This window comes from Lentzea sp. NPDC036955 (genome assembly GCF_055608005.1).
Genome location: NZ_JBVJRC010000001.1, coordinates 889,433 through 912,422 on the forward strand (window position 1 = coordinate 889,433; position 22,990 = coordinate 912,422).

Annotated in this window: 19 protein-coding genes; 15 read left to right on the forward strand and 4 right to left on the reverse strand. The window is 68.1% G+C overall.

Features of this window, described 5'->3' with window-relative positions; genetic code table 11:
* Positions 1–103 precede the first annotated feature (103 nt).
* The 11 genes from ACZ7CF_RS04015 to ACZ7CF_RS04065 all read left to right on the forward strand — a co-directional run bounded on the left by ACZ7CF_RS04015 (position 104) and on the right by ACZ7CF_RS04065 (position 14,296).
* The gene (locus ACZ7CF_RS04015) at positions 104–1,345 is read left to right on the forward strand and encodes a cytochrome P450 (protein ID WP_470368749.1); all 1,242 of its coding nucleotides are present in this window, start codon (positions 104–106) and stop codon (positions 1,343–1,345) included.
* A gap of 28 nt (positions 1,346–1,373) precedes the next feature.
* The gene (locus ACZ7CF_RS04020; RefSeq protein WP_470368750.1) at positions 1,374–2,615 is read left to right on the forward strand and encodes a cytochrome P450; all 1,242 of its coding nucleotides are present in this window, start codon (positions 1,374–1,376) and stop codon (positions 2,613–2,615) included.
* Between the two features lie 23 nt (positions 2,616–2,638).
* A complete protein-coding gene (locus ACZ7CF_RS04025) occupies positions 2,639–2,839 on the forward strand; it encodes a ferredoxin (protein WP_360398867.1) in 201 nt (66 codons plus the stop codon).
* Positions 2,840–3,159: 320 nt separating this feature from the next.
* The gene (locus ACZ7CF_RS04030) at positions 3,160–4,824 is read left to right on the forward strand and encodes a methylmalonyl-CoA mutase family protein (RefSeq protein ID WP_470368751.1); all 1,665 of its coding nucleotides are present in this window, start codon (positions 3,160–3,162) and stop codon (positions 4,822–4,824) included.
* The gene (scpA, locus tag ACZ7CF_RS04035; protein WP_470368752.1) at positions 4,821–6,941 is read left to right on the forward strand and encodes a methylmalonyl-CoA mutase; all 2,121 of its coding nucleotides are present in this window, start codon (positions 4,821–4,823) and stop codon (positions 6,939–6,941) included. Before ACZ7CF_RS04030 ends, scpA begins: the two co-directional genes overlap by 4 nt.
* 17 nt (positions 6,942–6,958) lie before the next feature.
* Entirely contained in the window at positions 6,959–7,171 is a 213-nt protein-coding gene (locus tag ACZ7CF_RS04040; RefSeq protein ID WP_360402063.1) for a DUF5988 family protein, read from the forward strand.
* 51 nt (positions 7,172–7,222) lie between these two features.
* Entirely contained in the window at positions 7,223–8,707 is a 1,485-nt protein-coding gene (locus ACZ7CF_RS04045; protein WP_470368753.1) for a DHA2 family efflux MFS transporter permease subunit, read from the forward strand.
* Complete coding sequence (locus tag ACZ7CF_RS04050; RefSeq protein ID WP_360402069.1) at positions 8,682–8,903, forward strand: helix-turn-helix domain-containing protein; 222 nt, start codon at positions 8,682–8,684, stop codon at positions 8,901–8,903. The genes ACZ7CF_RS04045 and ACZ7CF_RS04050 overlap by 26 nt, the downstream gene beginning before the upstream one ends.
* A gap of 1,446 nt (positions 8,904–10,349) precedes the next feature.
* Positions 10,350–11,300 carry an arabinan endo-1,5-alpha-L-arabinosidase gene (locus ACZ7CF_RS04055; protein WP_470368754.1) on the forward strand — a complete coding sequence of 317 codons (951 nt, stop codon included), beginning with the start codon at positions 10,350–10,352 and terminating at the stop codon, positions 11,298–11,300.
* Positions 11,301–11,345: 45 nt separating this feature from the next.
* Positions 11,346–12,842 carry a family 43 glycosylhydrolase gene (locus ACZ7CF_RS04060; protein WP_458433543.1) on the forward strand — a complete coding sequence of 499 codons (1,497 nt, stop codon included), beginning with the start codon at positions 11,346–11,348 and terminating at the stop codon, positions 12,840–12,842.
* A gap of 71 nt (positions 12,843–12,913) precedes the next feature.
* Positions 12,914–14,296, forward strand: coding sequence for a glycoside hydrolase family 43 protein (locus ACZ7CF_RS04065; protein WP_470368755.1), 1,383 nt, complete (start codon positions 12,914–12,916; stop codon positions 14,294–14,296).
* Here ACZ7CF_RS04065 and arfA read toward each other — a convergent pair.
* The 4 genes from arfA to ACZ7CF_RS04085 all read right to left on the reverse strand — a co-directional run bounded on the left by arfA (position 14,290) and on the right by ACZ7CF_RS04085 (position 18,985).
* A complete protein-coding gene (gene arfA / locus ACZ7CF_RS04070) occupies positions 14,290–15,795 on the reverse strand; it encodes an arabinosylfuranosidase ArfA (RefSeq protein WP_360402081.1) in 1,506 nt (501 codons plus the stop codon). The two genes, ACZ7CF_RS04065 and arfA, sit on opposite strands and share 7 nt — an antisense overlap.
* A gap of 7 nt (positions 15,796–15,802) precedes the next feature.
* Positions 15,803–16,666: a carbohydrate ABC transporter permease gene (locus ACZ7CF_RS04075; RefSeq protein ID WP_360402084.1), complete on the reverse strand. Its 864-nt coding sequence runs from the start codon at positions 16,664–16,666 to the stop codon at positions 15,803–15,805.
* On the reverse strand, positions 16,663–17,628 hold the full coding sequence (locus tag ACZ7CF_RS04080; RefSeq protein WP_470368756.1) for a carbohydrate ABC transporter permease: 966 nt from the start codon (positions 17,626–17,628) through the stop codon (positions 16,663–16,665). The genes ACZ7CF_RS04075 and ACZ7CF_RS04080 overlap by 4 nt, the downstream gene beginning before the upstream one ends.
* Positions 17,629–17,689: 61 nt before the next feature.
* Complete coding sequence (locus ACZ7CF_RS04085) at positions 17,690–18,985, reverse strand: ABC transporter substrate-binding protein (RefSeq protein ID WP_470368757.1); 1,296 nt, start codon at positions 18,983–18,985, stop codon at positions 17,690–17,692.
* Between the two features lie 392 nt (positions 18,986–19,377).
* On the opposite strand from ACZ7CF_RS04085, the gene ACZ7CF_RS04090 reads away from it, so the two are divergent.
* The 4 genes from ACZ7CF_RS04090 to ACZ7CF_RS04105 all read left to right on the forward strand — a co-directional run bounded on the left by ACZ7CF_RS04090 (position 19,378) and on the right by ACZ7CF_RS04105 (position 22,597).
* A complete protein-coding gene (locus tag ACZ7CF_RS04090; protein WP_360402093.1) occupies positions 19,378–20,409 on the forward strand; it encodes a LacI family DNA-binding transcriptional regulator in 1,032 nt (343 codons plus the stop codon).
* 359 nt (positions 20,410–20,768) lie between these two features.
* Complete coding sequence (locus tag ACZ7CF_RS04095) at positions 20,769–21,119, forward strand: hypothetical protein (protein ID WP_470368758.1); 351 nt, start codon at positions 20,769–20,771, stop codon at positions 21,117–21,119.
* Positions 21,104–21,361, forward strand: coding sequence for a hypothetical protein (locus ACZ7CF_RS04100; RefSeq protein WP_470368759.1), 258 nt, complete (start codon positions 21,104–21,106; stop codon positions 21,359–21,361). Before ACZ7CF_RS04095 ends, ACZ7CF_RS04100 begins: the two co-directional genes overlap by 16 nt.
* Positions 21,362–21,808: 447 nt before the next feature.
* Positions 21,809–22,597, forward strand: coding sequence for an ANTAR domain-containing protein (locus tag ACZ7CF_RS04105; protein WP_470368760.1), 789 nt, complete (start codon positions 21,809–21,811; stop codon positions 22,595–22,597).
* Positions 22,598–22,990: the final 393 nt, after the last annotated feature.

Sequence of the window (22,990 nt, forward strand, 5' to 3'; positions counted from 1 at the left end):
GGGGCGATTAGGGGTGGGAGCGCTCTCCCCCTCTCCCTAGGTTGCGGACAGTGGCGTGCACCGCTGCCATCCCGTCCGTCTACCCCAGCGACGAGGACTGCCCATGGCTACCCCCGACTCCCCCTCCGCACCGGTCGGCGACTCCGATCTCCCGGACTTCCCGATGCGCAGGGCCTGTCCGTTCAGCCCGCCCGCCGAGTACGCGCGACTGCGCGAGACCGAGCCCGTCTCCAAGGCGAAGCTGAAGGTCAACGGCAAGCACACCTGGCTGGTGACCCGCCACGACCTGTACAAGAAGCTGCTGTCGGACTCGAGGGTGAGCTCGAACCTCAAGCTGCCCGGCTACCCGCTCCAGGTCCCGGTGCCCGACGAGATCCTCCAGCAGGTCCCGCACACCTTCCTGTCGCTGGACCCGCCGGAGCACTCCGTGCAGCGGCGCATGCTCACGCCGGAGTTCAGCGTGCGCAGGATGCGCCAGCTGCGCACCCGCGTGCAGGAGATCGTCGACGAACGGGTGAGCGAGCTGCTGGCCAAGGCGGGTGACGGCCCGGTGGACCTGGTGTCCGTGCTCGCGCTGCCGGTGCCCTCGCTGGTGATCTGCGAACTGCTCGGCGTGCCCTACGCCGACCACGGTCGCTTCGAGGCCTGGGCGTGGGCGATCATGAGCCACGAGCTGAGCGAAGAGGAACGCGGCCGCGCGCACTACGAGCTGGACCGCTACGTCGACGAGCTGGTCACGCTCAAGGAGTCGGAGCCGGGCGACGACATGATCAGCCGGCTGATCGCGTTCAACCGGGAGACCCCGTCGGTCACGCACTCCGAGCTCTCCAGCATGGCCAAGGTCATGCTGATCACCGGGCACGAGACGACGGCCAACATGATCGCCCTCGGCGTGCTCGCCCTGCTGGAGCACCCCGACCAGCTCGCCGCACTGCGCGCCGAGCCGGAGCTGATGACGACCGCGGTGGAAGAGCTGCTGCGGTACTTCTCCATCTCCGACGCGGGTACCGCGCGCGTGGCGATGGAGGACATCGAGCTCGGCGGGGTCACCATCCGCGCCGGTGAGGGCATCCTGCCGCTCAACCACGCCGCGAACCGCGACGTGAACGTCTTCGAGGACCCCGACAGGCTGGACGTGCGGCGCGAAGCGCGCAGCCACGTCGCCTTCGGCTACGGGGTGCACCAGTGCGTCGGGCAGAACCTCGCCCGCATGGAGCTGGAGATCGTGTACTCGACGCTGCTGCGCCGCGTGCCGGGGTTGCGCCTCGCCGCACCGCTGGAAGAACTGCGCTTCAAGGACGACGCCATCGTCTACGGCGTCTACGAGCTGCCCGTCCACTGCTGAGACCGCCCACGCCTTCCGAGAGGCAGTCATGACCGAATCGCTCCAGTCCCCCGGCACCGTCGGCGCAGAGCCAGAGCTGCCGCAGTTCCCGATGCGCCGCGAATGCCCGTTCAAGGAGCCGGCTGCCTACTCGGAGCTGCGGGAACGTGAACCCGTCTCACGGGCGACGGTGAAGGTCACCGGACGACCCGCGTGGTTGGTCACCCGGCACGCCGACGTCAAGCAGGTTCTCGGCGACCCGCGCGTCAGCTCGAACCTCAAGCTGCCCGGCTACCCGCACCAGTTCCACATCCCACCGGAGCTGCTGGCACAGGTGCGGCTGATGATGCTGTCGATGGACCCGCCGGACCACACCGCGCAGCGACGGATGCTGATCCCCGAGTTCACCGCCCGGCGCGTCCGCGAGATGCGCCCGCGCATCCAGCAGATCGTGGACGAGCGGATCGACGCGATGCTCGCGGCAGGCGGTCCCGCGGACCTGGTCACGGCACTCGCGCTGCCGGTGCCGTCACTGGTGATCTGCGAACTGCTCGGCGTGCCCTACGCCGACCACGCGCAGTTCGAGGAGTGGTCGGCGGCCATGATGAACCACGAACTGAGCCCGGCCGAGTACGGCGCGGCCGTGCAGGCGCTGGACGCCTACCTCGACGGGCTGGTCACCGCCAAGGAGAAGGAGCCCGGCGACGACCTGATCAGCCGGTTCCTGGAGAAGAACCGGGTGGAGCAGGTCGCCGACCACCTCGACGTGGTCACGATGGCCCGGCTGATGCTCGTCGGCGGGCACGAGACGACGGCGAACATGATCTCCCTGGGCGTGCTGGCGCTGCTGGAGCACCCCGGGCTGTCCGAGGAGCTGCGCGCCGACCCGTCCCTGCTGCCCGGCGCGATCGAGGAGCTGCTGCGCACGTTCTCGATCTCCGACTCCGGCACCGCCAGGGTCGCGCTGGAGGACATCGAGGTCGGCGGCGTGACCATCCCGGCCGGCGACGGCGTCCTCGCCCTGAACGGCGCGGCGAACCACGACGCGTCGGTGTTCCCCGACCCCGGCGTGATCGACCTCCACCGCAAGGAGGCCCGCAGCCACCTGGCCTTCGGTTTCGGCATCCACCAGTGCATCGGCGCCAACCTCGCCCGCGTCGAGCTCGAGGTCGTCTACGGAACGCTGCTCCAGCGGATTCCCGGGCTGAAACTGGCCGTACCCGCCGACCAGCTGCGCTACAAGGACGACGCGATGGTCTACGGCGTCTACGAACTTCCCGTCACCTGGTGATGAACGGCAAGAGGAGCACCCTGATGCACGTCACCACCGACAGCGCCCGCTGCGTGGGCGCGGGTCAGTGCGCCATGGTCAGCCCCGAGGTGTTCGACCAGGACGACAACGGTCTGGTCGTCGTGCTCCAGGACCACCCCGCCGAGGACCTGCACGACTCGGTCCACCAGGCGGCGGACCTGTGTCCGGCGCGCACGATCGTCCTGAACACCGCGAGCGTCTGAAGTCTGGCGGCCGAGCGCTGTTCGAGTGGTTGCCCCAGCCACTCGAACGGCCGGTTGCACGGTTCCCGCGCTCCTGCCCGCACCGGAGGCGGTGACCACCCCGCCGCCGCTCACCTGCAGGTGTGGCGCGGCGGCTTTGTGCATCGCGGCGAACGTGCGTTCATTAAGTCCACAATGGACATACGGACGTGATCTCGGCAAAAGCCGTGGGGACTCGGCTCTCCTGCACCGCACGCCGCTCGCGCTGACCGGCCCCGGCACCCCCTAAGCGTTGTGGGATAGGGGTTGTCGAAGCCCGTAGTCGTGGAAAGACTCGACACATGATGGAGCTGGCAGCAGAGTTCCCAGCAGCGTCGTACGGACAGTGGCGCGATCTGGTCGACGCCGTGCTCCGCAAGTCGGGAGCGGACTTCGACTCACTGATCACCCGCACGCCCGACGGCATCGACGTTCAGCCTCTCTACACCGACGCACCGGCGAGCTTTCCCTGCCTGGCACCGGTGAAGCAGGGCTGGGACATCCGCCAGCGGCACTCCGTGCCGGACCCGATCGCCGTGCTGAACGACCTCGAGGGCGGCGTCACGTCGTTGTGGCTGTCCGTACCGGCCGATTCCCTCGAGACCGTGCTGGCGGACGTCCACCTGGACCTGGCGCCGATCGTGCTGGACGGCTCGCCGGAGGTGGCCGTCGCCATGCTGCGGCTGTGGGGCCGGATCGCTCCGGAGTCCGTCCGCGGAAACCTCGCGCTCAGGCCGACCGGCGACGCACTCGACTTGATCACGCGGGTTTCCCGCACGTTCCCCGGTCTGCGGACGGTCGTGGTGGACGCGTTGCCGTTCCACGACGCGGGCGGGTCGGACGCGGAGGAGCTGGGTGCGTCGCTGGCCTTGGCCGTGTCGTACCTGCGTGCTCTGGTTTCCGGTGGTCTGTCGGTCGAGTCGGCGTTCGCGCAGCTGGAGTTCCGCTTCGCGGCCACGGCGGACCAGTTCGCGACGATCGCGAAGCTGCGTGCGGCGCGCCGGTTGTGGGCGCGGGTGGGCGAGGTGTCGGGCGTGGACGTGCCGCAGGTGCAGCACGCGGTGACGTCGTCGGCGATGATGACCCGTCGCGATCCGTGGGTGAACATGCTGCGCACCACCGTCGCCACCCTGGCTGCCGGTCTGGGCGGTGCCGATGCGGTGACGGTGCAGCCGTTCGACGCGGCGATCGGGCTGCCGGACGAGTTCGCGCACCGGATCGCGCGCAACACGCAGAACCTGCTGCTGGAGGAGTCGCACCTCGGCGCGGTGATCGACCCGGCGGCGGGGTCCTGGTACGTGGAGCAGCTGACCGAGTCGCTTGCCGTGGCGGCGTGGGCGTGGTTCCAGCAGCTCGAACGCGCCGGCGGTATCGGTGAGGCGGGGGAACTGGTCGCGTCGCGGATCGCCGCCACGTGGGAGGCGCGGTCAGCTCGGCTCGCGAACCGGTGCGACCCGATCACGGGCGTCAGCGAGTTCCCGGACCTGGCCGAGAAGCCCGTGGTCCGCGAACCGGCGCCGCTGCCGGACGGTGAGTTGCCGCGGGTGCGTTATGCACAGGCCTTCGAGGAGCTGCGCGACCTCGCCGACGCCCAGCCCGAACGCCCCGTGGTCTTCCTCGCCACCCTCGGCCCGATCGCCGCCCACACCGCCAGGGCCATCTTCGCCGCCAACCTCTTCAACGCCGGCGGTTTCGCCACCCCCGACGCGGGTCCGACCACCACGCCGGACGAGGTCGCAGACAGGTTCACAGCCTCCGGTGCCAGGATCGCCGTCCTGTGCGGCAGCGACAGCAGCTACGCCGACCAGGCCGGGCAGACCGTCGAGGCCCTGCGTGCGGCCGGTGCCGAGCGGGTGCTCCTGGCGGGCAAGAAGACCGACGCGGACGTGGACGGATTGGTCTTCGCGGGCTGCCCGGCGCTGGAGATCCTGAACAGCACCTACGAGCTCCTGGGAGTGCAGCGATGATCCCCAGCTTCGCGGACGTCGACCTCGGCTCGCTCCCGTCGGCGAAGTACGAGACCGACTTGCCTGCATGGGAGACACCGGAGGGCATCGCGGTCAAGCCGGTCTACGACAGATCCGATGTAGACGGTCTCGACTTCCTGCGGACCTATCCCGGTGTCGCGCCGTTCCTGCGCGGCCCGTATCCGACGATGTATGTCAACCAGCCGTGGACGGTGCGCCAGTACGCGGGGTTCTCGACGGCGGAGGAGTCGAACGCCTTCTACCGGCGCAACCTCGCGGCCGGGCAGAAGGGCCTGTCGGTCGCGTTCGACCTGGCCACACACCGCGGGTACGACTCGGACCACCCGCGGGTCGCCGGTGACGTCGGCATGGCCGGTGTCGCGATCGACTCGATCTACGACATGCGCACCCTGTTCGACGGCATCCCGCTGGACCGGATGTCGGTGTCGATGACGATGAACGGCGCGGTGCTGCCGATCCTGGCGCTGTTCGTGGTGGCCGCGCAGGAGCAGGGGGTGCGGCCGGAGCAGCTCACGGGGACCATCCAGAACGACATCCTCAAGGAGTTCATGGTCCGCAACACCTACATCTACCCGCCGCAGCCGTCGATGCGGATCATCTCCGACATCTTCAGCCACACCTCCGAGCACATGCCGAAGTTCAACTCCATCTCGATCTCCGGCTACCACATGCAGGAAGCGGGCGCGACCGCCGACCTGGAACTCGCCTACACCCTCGCCGACGGCGTGGAGTACCTGCGCGCCGGCCAGGCAGCCGGGCTCGACGTCGACAGGTTCGCACCGCGGCTGAGCTTCTTCTGGGCCATCGGCATGAACTTCTTCATGGAGATCGCCAAAATGCGGGCCGCACGGCTGCTCTGGGCCAAGCTCGTCAACGAGTTCCAGCCGAAGAGCCAGAAGTCGCTCAGCCTCCGCACCCACTGCCAGACATCCGGCTGGTCGCTGACCGCGCAGGACGTGTTCAACAACGTCGCGCGCACCTGCGTCGAGGCGATGGCGGCGACGCAAGGGCACACGCAGTCGTTGCACACCAACGCACTCGACGAAGCGCTCGCACTGCCCACCGACTTCTCCGCCCGCATCGCCCGCAACACGCAGCTGCTGCTGCAGCAGGAATCGGGCACCACACGCGTGATCGACCCGTGGGGTGGCAGCGCCTACGTCGAACGACTCACCAACGAGCTGGCGGCGAAGGCGTGGGGGCACATCAGCGAGGTCGAGAAGGCCGGCGGGATGGCCCGCGCGATCGACGAGGGCATCCCCAAGCTGCGCATCGAGGAAGCCGCCGCCCGCACGCAGGCGCGCATCGACTCCGGCCGCCAGCCCGTGATCGGCGTCAACAAGTACCCGGTGACCGGCGACGAGCAGATCGAGGTCCTCAAGGTCGACAACGCCGGCGTACGCGCACAGCAACTGGAGAAACTGCGCCGCCTCCGCGAAGAACGCGACCAGTCCGCCGTGGACAGTGCCCTCGACGCCCTGACGAACGCGGCAGGCGGCGGGGGCAACCTGCTGGAGCTGGCGATCAACGCCGCCCGCGCCAAAGCCACCGTCGGGGAGATCTCCGAGGCGCTGGGCAAAGTGTGGGGCCGGCACTCCGCGCAGATCCGCACCATTTCCGGTGTCTACCGGCAGGAGGTCGGCCCAGTGTCCAACGTGGACGCCTGCCGCGAGGTCGTCGACACGTTCGCGCAGCAGGAAGGCCGCCGGCCGCGCATCCTGGTCGCCAAGATGGGCCAGGACGGGCACGACCGCGGCCAGAAGGTGATCGCCACGGCGTTCGCCGACCTCGGCTTCGACGTCGACGTCGGCCCGCTGTTCCAGACACCCGACGAAGTCGCCCGCCAAGCCGTCGAGGCCGACGTGCACATCGTCGGCGTCTCCTCCCTCGCCGCCGGGCACCTCACACTCGTGCCCGCACTGCGCGAGGAGCTGGCCAACCTCGACCGCGCCGACATCATGATCGTCGTCGGCGGCGTCATCCCGCCACAGGACTTCGACGAGCTGCACGCGGCCGGAGCGGCGGCGATCTTCCCACCCGGCACCGTCATCGCGGACGCCGCCAAGGACCTGCTCCAGAAACTGATCGTCCTATGAGAAACCAGAGGGTTCCGATGAACATCCAGATTCAGGCGCTCGACCAAGGCAACCACATCCACGTCGTGCTGGAGGGCGGTCCGGGGAACATCACCATCCCGGAACAGGTCACCGTCGACCGAGGGAAGATCAAGCTGCCGTGCCGCGGCGGTCACGAGCACTTCGAGCGGGTGTCCGAGGACAAGCCCTCGGTCTTCCGCTGGACCATGCGCACCTCGCTCGCCGAGTGAGCAGCGGTCTGAGGAAGTGGCCGTGCAGGGTGGACAAGAGTTGGGATGACCATGGGGTCGAAGATCGGCACGACTGACACGTCGAACCCAGGCGGCGGACCTGCGGGCCCGGGAACAGGTGCGACGCCGCAGCCGGTGGTGAATGCCAGGCTGGTGATCTGGCTGCTGGCCGGCTCGGTGTTCGTGATGATCCTGAACGAGACGATCATGAGCGTCGCGCTGCCGGTGCTGATCGTCCAACTGCAGGTGTCCACGGGCACTGCTCAATGGCTGACCAGTGGTTTCCTGCTGACGATGGCGGTGGTCATCCCGATCACCGGTTTCCTGCTGCGGCGCTTCCCCGCGCGGGCGGTCTACCTGACGGCGATGAGCCTGTTCTCGATCGGGACGCTGCTGGCGGCGCTCGCACCGGGCTTCGGTGTGCTGCTGGCAGCGCGGGTCGTGCAGGCGAGCGGGACGGCGGTGATGACGCCGCTGCTGATGACCACGATCCTGACCCTGGTCCCGGCCGAGCGCCGAGGTCAAACCATGGGCACGCTCACGATCGTGACCGCGGTGGCGCCGGCCGTCGGCCCGACGCTGTCCGGCGTGGTCCTTTCGACTCTGGGCTGGCGCTGGCTGTTCTGGGTCGTGCTGCCGATCGCGCTGGTAGCGCTCGCGGTGGGCGCCATCTGGCTGCGCCTGCGTGACGAGCGCACCGACCCGGTACGCCTCGACGTGCTGTCCGTGCCGCTGTCCGCGGTGGCGTTCGCCGGGCTGGTGCTCGGGCTGTCGCTGATCGGGGAGAGGGCGCACGGTGCGGGAAATGGGATTCCGCCATGGGTGCCACTGGTCCTCGGCGCGGTGTCGATGGTCGCGTTCGTTGCCCGCCAGCTGCACCTGCAACGCCGGGGACGGGCGCTGCTGGACCTGCGCCCGTTCTCCGATCGGCGCTTCACGGTGTCGCTGGTGCTGATCATGGTCGGGTTCATGTCGATGTTCGGCATGATCATCCTGCTGCCGCTGTACATCCAGAACGTGCAGGAACGCAGTGCGTTCGTGGCCGGGTTGATGCTCCTGCCGGGGGGCCTGCTGATGGGCGTCCTCGGCCCGATCATCGGGCGTGCTTACGACCGCTACGGCGCCCGGTACCTGGTCGTGTCCGGTGCGGTCCTGCTGAGCGCGGCGCTGTGGACGATGTCGACCCTCGACGCCGAATCCTCGATCTGGGAGGTCGTGCTCCTCTACACCGCGGTCACGGCCGCCCTGTCCGCGATGTTCACACCCCTGATGACCGACTCGCTGGCCACCCTGCCCACCGACCTGTACTCCCACGGCAGCGCGATCCTGGCAACGATCCAGCAGGTCGCCGGTGCGGCCGGCACGGCGCTGTTCGTGACCGTGGTGACGCTGTCGTCGGTCACCGGCGGGACACCGGACGTTCCTGGAGTGCAGACAGCGTTCAGGGTCGCCGCAGCAATCTCGGTGGTGGTCGTGCTGGCGTCGTTCCTGACCAGCCCGAAGCCCCGGGTTGATCGCGGAGACGCCGGCCTCTGACCGACAGAACGGTTGTGCGGGATGTCGCTGTGTCCAAACCCCGCTCCAGGAGCTCCGCGGCCATGTCGTGCGGGTCGCTCGTGACCGCGAGCCTGGTGTGACGGTCGAGCAGATCGCCGAAGATTTCGGGGTGCGCCCGACAACGTTGTTCAAGTGGCTGCGCCGAGCTCGGTGCGAGCCGGGCTGGTTCGGCTGAGCTGCGTGAGGCGTGTGCGCCGATCAAGCTGCTGGAGCAGGGGAACGAGGTGCTGCGCCGTCGCCGCCCTGTTGGGCGTTGGCCATCCACGTCGTCGTGCTGGTCGCGGAGATCTGCGTGCTGCTCGTCCTCGGGGCTTGAACTCATCGACGCCAGCACACTGGTCGCTGCGACGCTGGGGCCTGCTCGCACCCAAAAAGCCCACTGACCTGGGCTTTCATCCAGAATCAGCGGGCTGGTTCAGACCGTCGGGACGACAGGATTTGAACCTGCGGCCCCTTGATCCGCAGGGTGGATCGGATTATGTCGTGACCTGCGGATACGTTGAATCGGCAGGTCATGGCGGCACAGTTGGACGCACTTGAGTGCAGCTTGATCCTGTTGCCACGCCTTGACTTCTCCCAATTTGCTCCCATCTTTCCCCATGACGCGTCCGTGTCGACCGCGGTGGCGCGCGGTTGGTGGTCGACCTGATTCCCACGTGCCGCATGGCGCACCGGCCGAGATCACCGTGACGCATGACCTGGCCGGCACGCCCTTGAGGATCGTGCTATCAGCGAGCGTGTCGTAGAACCACTCCGACTGCGGGGGTCGGCCTCAGAGTCATCACCCGTGCTCGTCTTGCGACCTAGCGCGTCATAGGTGTACGGCCAAATCTGTCCTTCGCCCGGTTCGGCGGCAGACGCATCCAGCTCTGGGCAACGAATCCGGTTGGCCGGAACGACGAGAAAAGGTCAGCACTCGCGACAACGTGGACAGCGCCGGCTTGAGGTGGCACCAACGCTCGACGCGAAGCACTCAACCTGGACGCCGAGTTCGACGAGGCGATGGCGTTGTTCTGGTGGCGAGATGCGGTGTCGGCAGGCGTCTGGGACATCGTCACCGCGACCGGCCTCAACCGATCAAGGTCTTCGATGTCCGCGGAGCAGCTGCCGAGCATGAGCAGGTGCGCACCTGCCCGGGAGAGCCGCGGCGCCGCCAGATCCCACAGCACCCGCCGATGTGATCGCTAACATCACGTCGCCGAGCCAGTTCGTCCCCGTTTCAGTTGATCATCAGTTTTCGCAGCTCAACAGTGTTTCGAAACTTGCATGGTCGAAAAATTCGACATCACAACTACTGTTAGCGATAACAGAAGGTCTTGTCGACCGTGCCGGTCCTCGATATCGTGCTAAAAGCGCATCCGGAGTTATAGCCCGGAACACGACCGGTGGTGCACTCAGGTTCCCGCTCGCGAGGAGGCGAGGCATGGGCTCACTCCCGCGGACGACTTTCCGGGCTGCCGACGTCCTGGTCCTGCGCAGATCACCACACCGGCACCGGACGTTCTTCCGCTTGCGCTGACACCGCTCGACTCCACCAGCCGAGACCGCGCCGCTCCGGATCGGCAGGAACCCGCGCCGCCGCAACCACTCGCCAGAAATCGAGGACATCGTGGTCTCATCGATGAAACGCGTTCTGATACCCCTGCTGGCTTTGGCCGTCACCGTTGCGGTGACACCGTCCGCGTCGGCGGCCTACCCCGCCCCAGGCCGGGTCACCGGTGACATCGGCGTGCACGACCCGAGTACCGTCAAGCGCTCGGACGGCAGCTACCTGCTCGCGCACACCGGCAACGGAATCGCGCTCAAGACCTCCACCGACCGCACCGCGTTCCGCAACGCCGGCGCCGCCTTCCCCAACGGCACGCCATGGGCCAACACCTACACCGCGAACAGCCGCAACCTCTGGGCGCCGGACATCTCCTACCGCAGCGGCCAGTACTGGATGTACTACTCGGCCTCGACGTTCGGCTCGAACCGATCGGCGATCTTCCTGGCCACCAGCCCCAGCGGCAACTCCGGCACGTGGACCAACCGCGGTCTGGTCGTCGAGTCGCGCACCAGCGACAACTTCAACGCCATCGACCCCGACCTCGTCGTCGACGACCAGGGCCGCTGGTGGCTGAGCTTCGGCTCCTTCTGGTCCGGCATCAAGATGATCGCGCTCAACCCGTCGACCGGTCTGCGTTCCGACTCCACGATCCGCGCGCTCGCCGGTCGCAACGGCGGCGCGATCGAGGCGCCGAACATCGTGAAGCGCGGCAGCTACTACTACCTCTTCGTCTCGTTCGACCGCTGCTGTCAGGGCGTCGCCAGCACCTACCGCGTCATGGTCGGCCGCTCCACCAGTGTCACCGGCCCCTACGTCGACCGCAACGGCACGGCGCTGACCTCCGGCGGCGGCACCGAGGTCCTCGCCGGTCAGGGCAGCATCCACGGTCCGGGGCACCAGGACGTGCTGGCCGACAGCGACAGCGACGTGCTGGTCTACCACTACTACGCGGACAACGGCGCATCCCTGCTCGGCATCAACCTGCTGGCGATCGACTCCGCCGGCTGGCCCTACGTCCGCTGATCGAACGCAACCGACACCCGTGCAGCGGCCCGCAGGGGGAAAAGCATGATCTCGACCATCAGCCGCCGTGAACGACGGCGAACCACCCTCGTCCTGCTCGCCACCACCGCGTTGCTCGGCGGGATCACCTCCGCCCTGCCACCGGCGGTGTCGGCGGCCACAGTGGACACCAACGCGTCGTACGTGCTGGTCAATCGCAACAGCGGCAAGGCCATGGACGTCTATGACCTCGCTACGAACGACGGCGCCCGGATCGCGCAGTACACGCGCAACGACGGGGCGTGGCAGCAGTGGCAGTTCGTCGACTCCGGCGGCGGCTACTACCGGCTCAAGTCCAGGCACAGCAACAAGGTCCTTCAGTTCTCGGGCGGCTCGACCGCTGACGCCGCTGACCTGGTGCAGTGGACCGACAGCAACGCGACCAGTCAGCAGTTCCGGCTCGCGGACTCGTCCGGTGGGTACGTGCGGCTCCTCAACCGCAACAGCGGCAAGGCCGTGGAGACCTACGAGTGGTCCACCGCCGACGGTGCCAGGGTCGTGCAGTGGCCGGACACCGGGGGCGCGAACCAGCAGTGGCAGCTGGTGAAGCTGGGCGCTCCGGCGGCGGGAACGTTCACCAACCCGATCAAGCGCAACGGCCCTGACCCGTGGCTGCAGTACCACAACGGGTACTACTACCTGGCGACGACGACGTGGAACTCCACGATCACCATGCGGCGGTCGCGCACCCTCGCCGGGCTGTCGAGCGCCGCCGACCAAGTGATCTTCAACCTGGCAGGCCGCCCGAACGGGTGCTGCAACATGTGGGCACCGGAGTTCCACCTGCTGAACGGCCGCTGGTACTTCTACTACGTCGCCGGGCAGAACGTGCCGGACTACAACCCCACCCAACGGCTGCACGTGCTGGAGTCCTCCGGCACCGATCCCATGGGGCCCTACAGCTTCAAGGCCGACCTGGGCAACACCTGGGAGCTGGACCCGAGCATCCTGCAGCACGGCGGCAAGCTGTACCTGATGGGCAGCGCGATGGACGGCACCCAGTCGCTGACCATCACCCCGATGTCGAACCCCTACACGCTCAGCGGCGCGCGGCGCACGATCAGCCAGCCGACGCTGTCCTGGGAGCGGCAGACGGGTGCGGTCAACGAGGGCGCGGAGCCGCTGTACCGCGACGGGAAGACGATGATCGTGTACTCGGCCAGCGCGTGCTGGGGTCCCGACTACAAGCTGGGACTGCTCACGCTCACCGGCTCCGACCCGCTCAACCGGTCGCACTGGACGAAGTCACCGAACCCGGTGTTCCAGCGCAACGACGGCAACGGCGTGTTCGCCCCCGGCCACAACGGGTTCTTCAAGTCGCCCGACGGCACCGAGGACTGGATCGTCTACCACGCCAACGACAGCGCCTCCGGTGGCTGTGACATGAACCGGTCGACGCGTGCCCAGAAATTCACCTGGAACTCCGACGGCACGCCGAACTTCGGCACCCCGGTCCGCCTCGGCACGCAGCTCGCCGCTCCATCCGGCGAACCCGCGGCCTGACCGACCACCCCTCCGATGGCCGGCGGCCCTCGCCGCCGGCCATCCCCCACCGCTCCCGACAGGAGACGTCCGTGCTGCAACGACGCACTTTTCTCGCCGGTGGAGTGGCCTCAGTCGCCCTGGCAGGCGCGAACCGGCTCCCCGCGCTCGCCGCACCGGGTGACACCGCCTACGTGATGGGCTACTTCACCGAGTCGCCCGGCAAGGTCGCCGACCGGTACGCCCTGCACCTGGCGGTGAGCACCGACGGCCTGAACTGGATGCCGCTCAACCAGGGCAACCCGGTGGCCACTCCCACCGCGGGCACCAGGGGCCTGCGGGACCCGTTCATCATGCGCAAGCAGAACGGCGGGTTCGTCGTGCTGGCCACCGACCTGACCGGCACCGACTTCACCCGCCAGAACCAGTACATCCACGCCTGGGACTCGGCCGACCTGCGGTCGTTCACCGGGTACCGGAGGCTGAAGATGCACTCCATGCCGACCCACACGTGGGCACCGGAGGCGTTCTGGGACGCCTCGCGCAACCAGTACGGCATCCTCTATTCCGCCAACAGCGGCGGCCGTGACGCCTTCTACGTCAACTACACCACGGACTTCGTCAACGTCGGCACCCCGCAGCTGTTCTTCGACCCCGGCTTCAACGTCCTCGACGCCACCGTGCACGTCGGCAACGGGGTCAACTACCTGTACTACAAGAGCTTCAGCGACGGCCGCCTCTACGGCGCCCGGTCCGCCACGCTCACCCCGCGCAGCTTCGACCGGGGCACCTACACCGCCGGCGTGGTGAGCGGCGGAATCGAGGCCCCGATCGTGGCGAAGGCCCACGACCGCAACGAATGGTGGCTGTGGGGCGACTCGTTCTCCCCCGTCAACGGCGAGCTGTACGCTTGGCGCTCTGCCGACATCGCCACCGACTCGTGGTCGCCGCTGACCAAGGCCCAGTACACCCAGCCGCTCAACGCCAAGCACCCCACCATCTGCGGCATCACCGCGACCGAGTACAACGGCCTGGTCAACCGCTGGGGTGCGCCCGCCTGGAACCGGATCAAGTCCTACAACTTCTCCGATCACCTCATCCGGCACTCCGGTAACGCCGCCCGCATCGACCCCTATCCGTTCGACCCGTACCAGGACGCGATGTGGCAGCTCGTCCCGGGCCTGGCGGCCTCGGCCGGCATCTCGTTCCGCTCGGTCAACTACCCGGACCGCTACCTGCGCCACGCCGACTACGCGCTCGTCCTGGCGGCGAACGACGGCAGCGCGACCTTCGCCGCCGACGCCACCTTCCACCGGGTCGCGGGACTCGCCGACCCGGCGTGGACCTCGTTCCGCTCCCACAACTTCCCCGACCGCCACATCCGGCACTCCGGGTACGTCCTGCGCATCGACCCGATCTCGACCGGGTCGGCGGCGGCCGACCGCCAGGACGCCACCTTCCGCGTCGGCTACTGACCGCCGGTGAGGCGGACGGCGGTCCAGGACCTGGGCGGCAGGACCACGTGCAGGGCGCCGTCGGCGACGTCGGCTTGCCGCGGTCGTGGGACGACACGGTCAGGATCGGCCTCGGTGTTGGTCGCCGCACCGTCCTCGTCGTGCACGGACCACGCCTCGGCCACCGCCACCTCCCCGAACGCCGACAGGTCCGCACGGAGCTCCACCGGTTCGGTCTGGTGCCGGTTGACCGCGAACACCACCGTGTCGCCCGTTCCTGGGTCGTGCGTCGCGACCGCGTCCACGACGGGGACGTCACCGAAGCGCTTGGTCGAGTACACCGGCGAGGACGTCTCCACCCGCAGCACCTGCCCGCGCGCCAGCCGCGAGGTCAACGCGAACGGGTGGAAGATCGTCTGCCGCCACGCCGGCCCGCCCGGCTCGCTGCGGATCGGCGCGATCACGTTGACCAGCTGTGCCTGGCACGCCACGGCCACCCGGTCGCTGTGCCGCAGCAACGACATCAGCAGGTTGCCGACGACGACCGCGTCGTTCACGTCGTACTGGTCCTCGATGACCCGCGGCGCGACCTCCCACTCGGTGCGCGGCGTGTCGTGGAACCGCTGCATGTACCAGACGTTCCACTCGTCGAACGACAACGTGATCCGCTTGTCGCTCTTCAGCCGCGCGCCGACCGCGTCCGCCGTGGCGACGACCCTGTCGATGAACCGGTCCATGTCCACCGCGGAGGCGAGGAAGCTGTCCACGTCACCGTCCAGCACCTCGTAGTAGGCGTGCAGGGAGATGTGGTCCACCTCCTCGTACGCCAGCTCCAGCACGATGGACTCCCACTCGCCGAAGGTGGGCATGGCCGAGTTCGAGCTGCCGCACGCCACCAGTTCCAGGTCCGGCTCGGCCTGCCGCAACGCACGAGCCGTCTCGGCGGCCAGCCGTCCGTACTCGTGCGCGGTCTTGTGGCCGAGCTGCCACGGACCGTCCAGCTCGTTGCCCAGGCACCACAACTTCACCCCGTGCGGCGCCTCGGACCCGTTCGCCCTGCGCAGCTCCGACAGGTGCGTACCGCCTTCGTGGTTCATGTACTCGTGCACGTCGAGCGCTTCGGCGACACCGCGGGTGCCGAGGTTCACCGCGTACATCACCTCGACATCGGCCTTGCGTGCCCAGCGGACGAACTCGTCGATGCCGACCTCGTTCGTCTCGAGGCTGTGCCACGCGAGCTCGCGGCGCACCGGCCGCCCGGCGACCGGGCCGACGCCGTCCTCCCAGCGGTAACCGGAGACGAAGTTGCCGCCGGGATACCGGACCAGCTCGACCCCGAGCTCACGGGTCAGTTCCAGCACGTCGCCCCGGAAGCCGTCCTCGTCGGCGGTTGGATGCCCTGGCTCGTAGATGCCGGTGTAGACGCAGCGGCCCATGTGTTCGACGAACGACCCGAAGAGCCGGCGCCGCACCGGCGCGATGACGTAGTGGGGATTGAGGACCAGGGAAGCGTTGAGCACGGTTCTCCTACTTCAGAGCGCCTGCCGCCGCCCCGCTGCGCCAGAAGCGCTGCAACAGGACGAAGGCGATGACGAGCGGGACGATGGCCAGCAGAGAGCCGGTGACGACGAGGTTGAACAGCATCCGGTTCCCGGCGTCCTGCTGCGCGGTGTTGAACCAGGTGGTCAGTCCGACGGTCAGCGGGTACAGGTCGGCGTCGCTGAGCATCACCAGCGGCAGGAAGTAGTTGTTCCACGTCGCGACCAGGGTGAACAGGAAGACGGTGACGAGGGCGGGACGCATCATCGGCAGCACGATCTGCCAGAAGATGCGCAGCTCGCTCGCCCGGTCGATCCGGGCGGCGTCGATCAGCTCCGCCGGCACGCTCTCGTCCACGTAGACGCGGACCAGGTACGCACCGAACGGGCTGAGCAGCGACGGCAGGACGACCGCCCACATGGTGTTGACGAGGTCGAGCTCGGACAGGATCAGGTACGTCGGCAGCACCAGCGCGGTGGCCGGCACCATGATCATGCCGAGCAGCGCGGTCTCGAAGAACCGCTTGCCCAGGAACGTGAACCGCGCCAGCCCGTAGCCCGCGGCGGCGGCGAGCGCGGTCGCGCCCAGAGCGCTGAGCCCCGAGTACAACGCCGTGTTGACCAGCCACCCGCCGTAGACGCCGCCGTCCTCGTGGAACAGCTGCTCGATGTTCTCCAGCAGGTTGAAGTCGGCGAACCACAGCGCCGGGCTGTCGAGCAGGTCCGGCTGGCTCTTGGTGGCCGCGATGACCACCCAGAGCAGTGGCACCAGGAAGTACAGGATGCCCGCGCCCATCAGCACATGTGGAAGCCAGGTCTTCGCCGTCGTGTCGCCGGCTGTGCCGCTGGTCATGAGCGTGCTCCCCGCCTGCGGCTGACGAACACGAACGCGTAGGCCACCACGAACACCAGGAAACCGAGCGCGAACGAGAGTGCGGCCGAGTAGTTGAAGTCCGAGTAGGCGAAGGCCTGGTTGTAGGCGTAGAGGTTCGGCGTGTAGCCGGCCGAGACCTGCGGCGCGAACCGGGCCATGATCTGCGGTTCGGTGAAGAACTGCATGGTGCCGATGACGGTGAAGATCACGGCCAGCGAGATGGCCTGCCTGATCGCGGGAACCTTGACCCGCAACGCGATCTGCACCGGCGTCGCCCCGTCGATGACCGCGGCCTCGTACATCTCGCGCGGCACGCCCTGCAACGCCGAGTACAGGATGATCATGTTGTAACCGGTCCACGCCCAGGTCACGATGTTGCCGAGCGACACCAGCAGCAGCGAGGAGCTGAAGAAGTCGATCGGGTCGCCGCCGACGAGCGTCGGCAGATCCGCGAACGGACCGAACGTGCGGCTGTACAGGAAGCCCCACATGAGCGCGCCGACGACGGCCGGCACGGCGTAGGGCATGAACGCGATGAGCCGGAACGCCAGGGCGAACCTGGTCGTGACGGCGTCGAGCGTCAACGCTCCGGCCAGCGCGATGCCCAGCATGACGGGGATCTGCACCAGTCCGAAGAGGACGACCCGCAGCAGGCCGTCCAGCAGCACCGGATCGGTGAACGCGCGCACGTAGTTGCCGATGCCGGTGAACCGGGTGCCGAGCGCGAGGCTCTTGCTGGACAGGCTGAGCCAGAACGCGTAACCGAGTGGCACGACCAGAAACGCCACGACGACGAGGAAGAACGGCAGTACGAACAGCGCTCCGGCCACCGGGTGCTCGGTGACCCGGCGCGGCTTGCGCCGTGGCTGGTGCTCGACCGGACGGGGAGACGGCGGCAGGTCGTCGGCCGCGGGTGCCGTGATCGGTGATGACCGCGTCACGGGAAACCTCCTGGACTGGGGGTCTGCCGCGACCCGTGGGTCGCGGCAGACCTCGGGTGCACTAACGGCTGACCTTGAAGCCCTGCTTCTCGGCGTACGCGATGACGTTCTTCTGCGTCTCCCCCAGCACCGTGCTCCACCGCCTGCTGCCCGACATCGCCTCGGCGGTGCGGTCGTTCAGGTCCTTGAAGACGAAGTCCTGGAACGGCGTGTACTGGAACTCACCGAGCTTCTGCGACACCGGCACGAAGATCTCGTTCACCTTCTGCCCGTTGAAGAAGTCGTACGCCTTGCCGGTGAACGCCGGGTCGGCCGCGACCTCCTTCGCCAGCGGGTAGAGGAACGCCTTGTTCAGCCCGATGTCCCACGCGGCCTTCGAGCGGCCGAACAGCTCGCGGGCCACCGTGGTCGCTGCCTTCGGGTTCTTGGCCTGCTTGGTCACGATGAACGTCGAACCGCCCCAGTCGCCCTGCTCGTCGGCGCCCGCGGTCCACTGCGGCATCGGCGCGACCGCCCACTTGCCCGCGGTGTTCTTGAGCGAGCCGGCCACGTATCCGGGTGTCCAGCCGGCCGCGGCCCAGGTCCAGTACTTGCCGGAGTCGAGCGCCGCGGTGGCGTCGGCGGTGAAGAACTTGTCCTGGGCCATCTGCCCCTTGCTCACCAGGTCGCCGTGCAGGTTGACGACCTTCTCGCACTCGGGTGCGGTCAGGTTGATCTTCACCTGGTCCTTGGCCTTGGCCTGCGAGTAGCCGTACGGCCGGCAACCCGCCTGCCACATCAGCCCGTTGAGCCAGCCGCCGTCGCTGCCGAAGCTCGCGATGTAGGCGTTCGGATCGACGGCCTTGATCTTCGCGGCCGCGTCGGCGTACTCCTGCCAGGTCGTCGGCACCGGGATGCCGTGCTGGTCGAAGAGGTCTTTGCGGTACATCAGCGCCATCGGTCCGCCGTCCACCGGGATGGCGTAGACCTTGTCGCCGTCGGTGGCCTGGCTCCACGCCCATTCGGCGTAGAGGCTCTTGTCGTCGTTGGCGCCGTGCTGCCCCATGTCCACCAGTGCGTCGAGGATGACGAACGTCGGGATCTGCTGGAACTCGACCATCGCGACGTCCGGCGCGCCCTTGCCGGCGGTGAACGCCGTCTTCAGCTTGGCGTACTGGTCCGGGCCGGTGCCGACGTTGGTCCAGTCGACCTGGATGTCGTCGTGGGAGGCGTTGAACGCGTCGACCACGGCCTTGAACTCCGGGTACCAGGCCCAGACCGACACGCGCACGGGTCCGTCGGCGTCGTCCACGGCACCGCCGCACGCGGCCACGGCGAGCAGGCCGGTGGCGACGAGCCCTGCACGGAGTTTCGCCATCCATCTGGTGCCGAGCATGAGTAGCGCCTTTCCGTCGCGGCATGCGTCAGTGCATGCTCGATCGCCGTCACGGTGAGTGATCGGAAATGCGGTGACCCCGTGAGGCACGAACCGAGGACCGCTGAGGTCGTGAGGTGCTGCACCACGGTTGGCGGGAGGGAGCGGATCGACCGGTACTGCCACCGTGGCGGTTGGGTCTTGCTGCGCTGCAAAGCACTATGTACTGGCTTTTGCCGCGCTGCAAGACCCAATCTGACGTAGTTCGAGCCAGATGCGGGTGCGGTCCCACGACACTCGGAAGACCGGGACTTGTCGTGGCGGGGATCGGCAGGCACACTGCGCTGCAGCGCTGCAGCGGTGGGCCGCCGCGCCGGTCTCGACGGAGTGAGTACATGCGCGATGCCACGCTGCGTGACGTTGCTGAGCTGGCTGGTGTGTCCGCACGCACGGTGTCTAACGTGGTCAACGGCTACGCCCCGGTCACCGACCCCACCCGCGAGAAGGTCGAGAAGGCGATCAAGGAGTTGGGCTACCGGCCCAACGTGCTGGCCCGCAACCTGGCGAACGGCCGGTCAGGGCAGATCGCGGTGGTGGTTCCCTTCCTGGACGTGCCCTACTTCTCCGAGCTGCTGCAGGCGATCATCCCGAAGGCCCGTGAGCGGGGCTACCACGTGCTGATCGACCAGACCGACGGCGATCCCACCCACGAGCGAGAACTGATCCGGCGCGGCGCACGGGCGGCCCTGTTCGACGGGATGATCTACAGCCCGCTCGGCCTCGCGCAGGAGGACCTGGCCGAGAGCGACCCGACGTTCCCGCTCGTCCTGCTCGGTGAGCGGTCGTCCAACGCTTTCTTCGACCACGTCGGCATCGACGACGTCGAGGCATCCCGTGCGGCCACAGCGCATCTGATCGGCCTGGGCAGGCGCCGGATCGCCGCGATAGGCGATCAGCCGTACCCGACCGGCGAGGCGGCGCAGTTGCGCACCCTCGGGTACCGGCAGGCCCACGCGGACGCCGGTCTCCCGGTCGACGAGTCGCTGATCGTCCAGACGCGCCGGTTCAACCGCGCCGCCGGTGCGGCCGCCATGCGGGCGTTGCTCGATCGGGACGACCCACCGGACGCCGTTTTCGGCTACAACGACACCGTGGCGCTCGGCGCGTTGCACGAGGTGCTGGAACGCGGGCTGCGCGTGCCCGAGGACATCGCGGTGATCGGCTACGACGACATCGAGGAAGGCCGTTACGCCAACCCGGCGATCAGCACCATCTCGCCGGACAAGGACGCCATCGCCACAACAGCGGTGGAACGGCTGCTCCTGCGCATCGGCAGCACGGATCCACTGCCCGGCATAGAGGTGCGCGCCCCGCACCGGTTGATCGCCCGCCACAGCACGCTGGGGCGCGCACCTCGCGTCAAGTGATGGACGAGCCGTTGCCGGTCGCGAAGCAGCCGTTCGGCACATCGGCGAACGCGGCTCCTGGCCGGAAGGCCTCCGGGAGGTCCGTCTCCAGGAACTCGGCAGCCTCGTGCGGAGTGGCGAACCTCGGCTGGCTCGGTCACGGCGATCCACTGCTCGCACAGGCGCCAGAACGCGTAGAGGAACCGCATCGCGAAGCTGTCGTCGTGGTCCTCGATCTCGCTGCCCAGCGTGTGCTCACCGATCACCCGATCCTCATCGATTCCCAGCTGGTGCCGGGGTCGGCTGTCACGCGCGCGAGACCAAACCACCCCTGGACGACAGCACCGCTGCTCCGCCTCATCCTTCGGTGGTTCCGAACCGTGCGTGGACACGGCGGAGCCGGGCGGGACACCGCACAGGGCGGCACCGTCCGCTACCCGACCTCGGGCTTCCTCGACCGGGTCACCAAGGAACTGGTCATCAACGTCGTCAGCCTGCTCAACCGCAGCCGCTACTCCATGACCCACCACACCGTCATCGGCTACAACACCCTGTCCGAGCTGCTGCCCCACCCCGACCCCGACACCCGCGCCGAGCAGGCCGAGGCCATGCCGCTGCACCTGGTCGACGACCACGGCAACCCCACCTTCGACCGCCCCGGCGCACCGCCCTGCACCGACACCCCCGCCTACCCCACAACGCCTACGCCACCGGCATGCTCGTCGAGCTGACCTGGCTCACCGTTCACTTCAGCGGCCTGCTCAACGTCTGGTTCACCGTCCTGCACACCTTCGACGAAGCCAGCGCCGCCGACGACGAAATCGACTTCATCACCGTCTACAACACCACCGTCCCCGCCGCCATCCGGCGCCGCAACAACGCCCTCCTCGGCGCCACGGGCTGGGGCGACCGGCCACTCAACGGAACCGGACCGGAGCCGGCGGTGTCGTCCGTCGAAGCGCTGACGCCGTGATCTTGAGGGCTGTCCGCACTGCCCGGTTCTGTCCCCGCTGCTCTCGGTGATGTCCGAGGCGGCCGTGGTGAAGCTTCACGATCGACGTGGTCAACAGTGGGCTGTGACAGCCATGACTCGCCTCTGCCGCGACGAGGAAGCCGCTGTGCGGTCCGGCGGAAGCTGCGATTTCTGCGTCGATCTGATCAACGCAGGATTGGATCAGCGCCGCAGGGGTATGGAAGGGGCGCCGTAGCACGTGCGCGTGAACACGGTGGGCCGCTTTCGGGCGGGCCGGCCGGCTCCGGCGCGGGGACAGTTGAAACTGTGCAGCTTCCCCGCGCCGGTTCCGGTTCGCTCGCGCGGCCCGTTGGCCGTGGTTGTGTCGTGATCATTGCGTACCATGCCCTGACGACGTCAAGCAGCGGCGCCGTAGATCAGTTCCTCTGAGCTACGAGGTGCGGCGGCATGGCCGATGAGACGAACGCGTCCGAGACGTCCGCGGCCGGGCCGGGCGACAGTGGTCGTCCTGATGCCCTGAGCAGACTCGACGAGACCGCCGAGGCGCTGACGGTGCTGCGGGACTACTTCACCGACGAGGAGCCGCTCGACAGCGCGTTGCAGAGGCTGGCCGACACCGCGAGCAGGGCGATCCCGGATGCCGACTCGGTGACGGTGTCGCTGATGGATCCGGCGCGGCCGCGCACTGCCGCCTCCACGAGCCCCGAGTTGATCGAGATCGACGAGAAGCAGTACGCCGCTGACCGGGGCCCGTGCCTGGAGTCCGCCCGCACCCGGCGGCCTGTGCGGGCTGTCGTCGGCGAGCACCTCGACGAGTGGCCGGAGTTCGAGGCAGCCGCCGCGGCGCACGCGATCCGCGCCTACCTGTCCGTGCCGGTGCTGCTGCCCTCCTCGAACTCCTCCGACGAGAAGCACCTCGGTTCACTCAACATCTACAGCCACACGGCCGCGGCCTTCGACCCCTTCGACGAAGGGCTCATGCGGCTGTTCACGACAGCCGCATCGGTCACGATCACCAGCGCCCAGCGCTGGCAGCGCTCACGAGACCACATCGACAGCCTGGAGAAGGCTCTCGCCTCCCGGGCCGTCATCGACCAAGCAAAAGGTGTGCTGATGGCCGTGCACTCCTGCAGCGCCGACGAAGCCTTCACGATGCTCGTGCAGCGCTCACAGCACGAAAACGTCAAACTCCGCGACATCGCCAAGAACCTCCTCGACTCGGTCGCCGGTTCCTGAACGGTCGGCGCCGTTCGCGGCAGACGGGCAACACCTCGCCCCGCCAGCTATTCGTCCTGGGTTCTCAAGCGTTCTGAGGCGCCGCTGATGAAGCTCTCCGCCGTCGACCGTGGCCTCGAGTGATGTGCGGCGGCGGCGCCGGGAAAGCGGGGATCGTGGACGCGCGAACTGTTCGCCCGCATGCGGTGCGCTGGTGGGCGTGTCAATGAGCAAGGCGACGTCTGGGCGCACGTCGCCGACTCCGTCCACGCTGAAGACGCAACTCGCCGGTTTCGTGGGAGCTCCACCTCAAAACTCAGCATACTGATGGGGCTCTGCCGAAACATCGGGCCGACCGCTATCCGCACCTGGGCCGATTACCTGATCAAGGTTGCGTGACGCAGCACTAGCTGG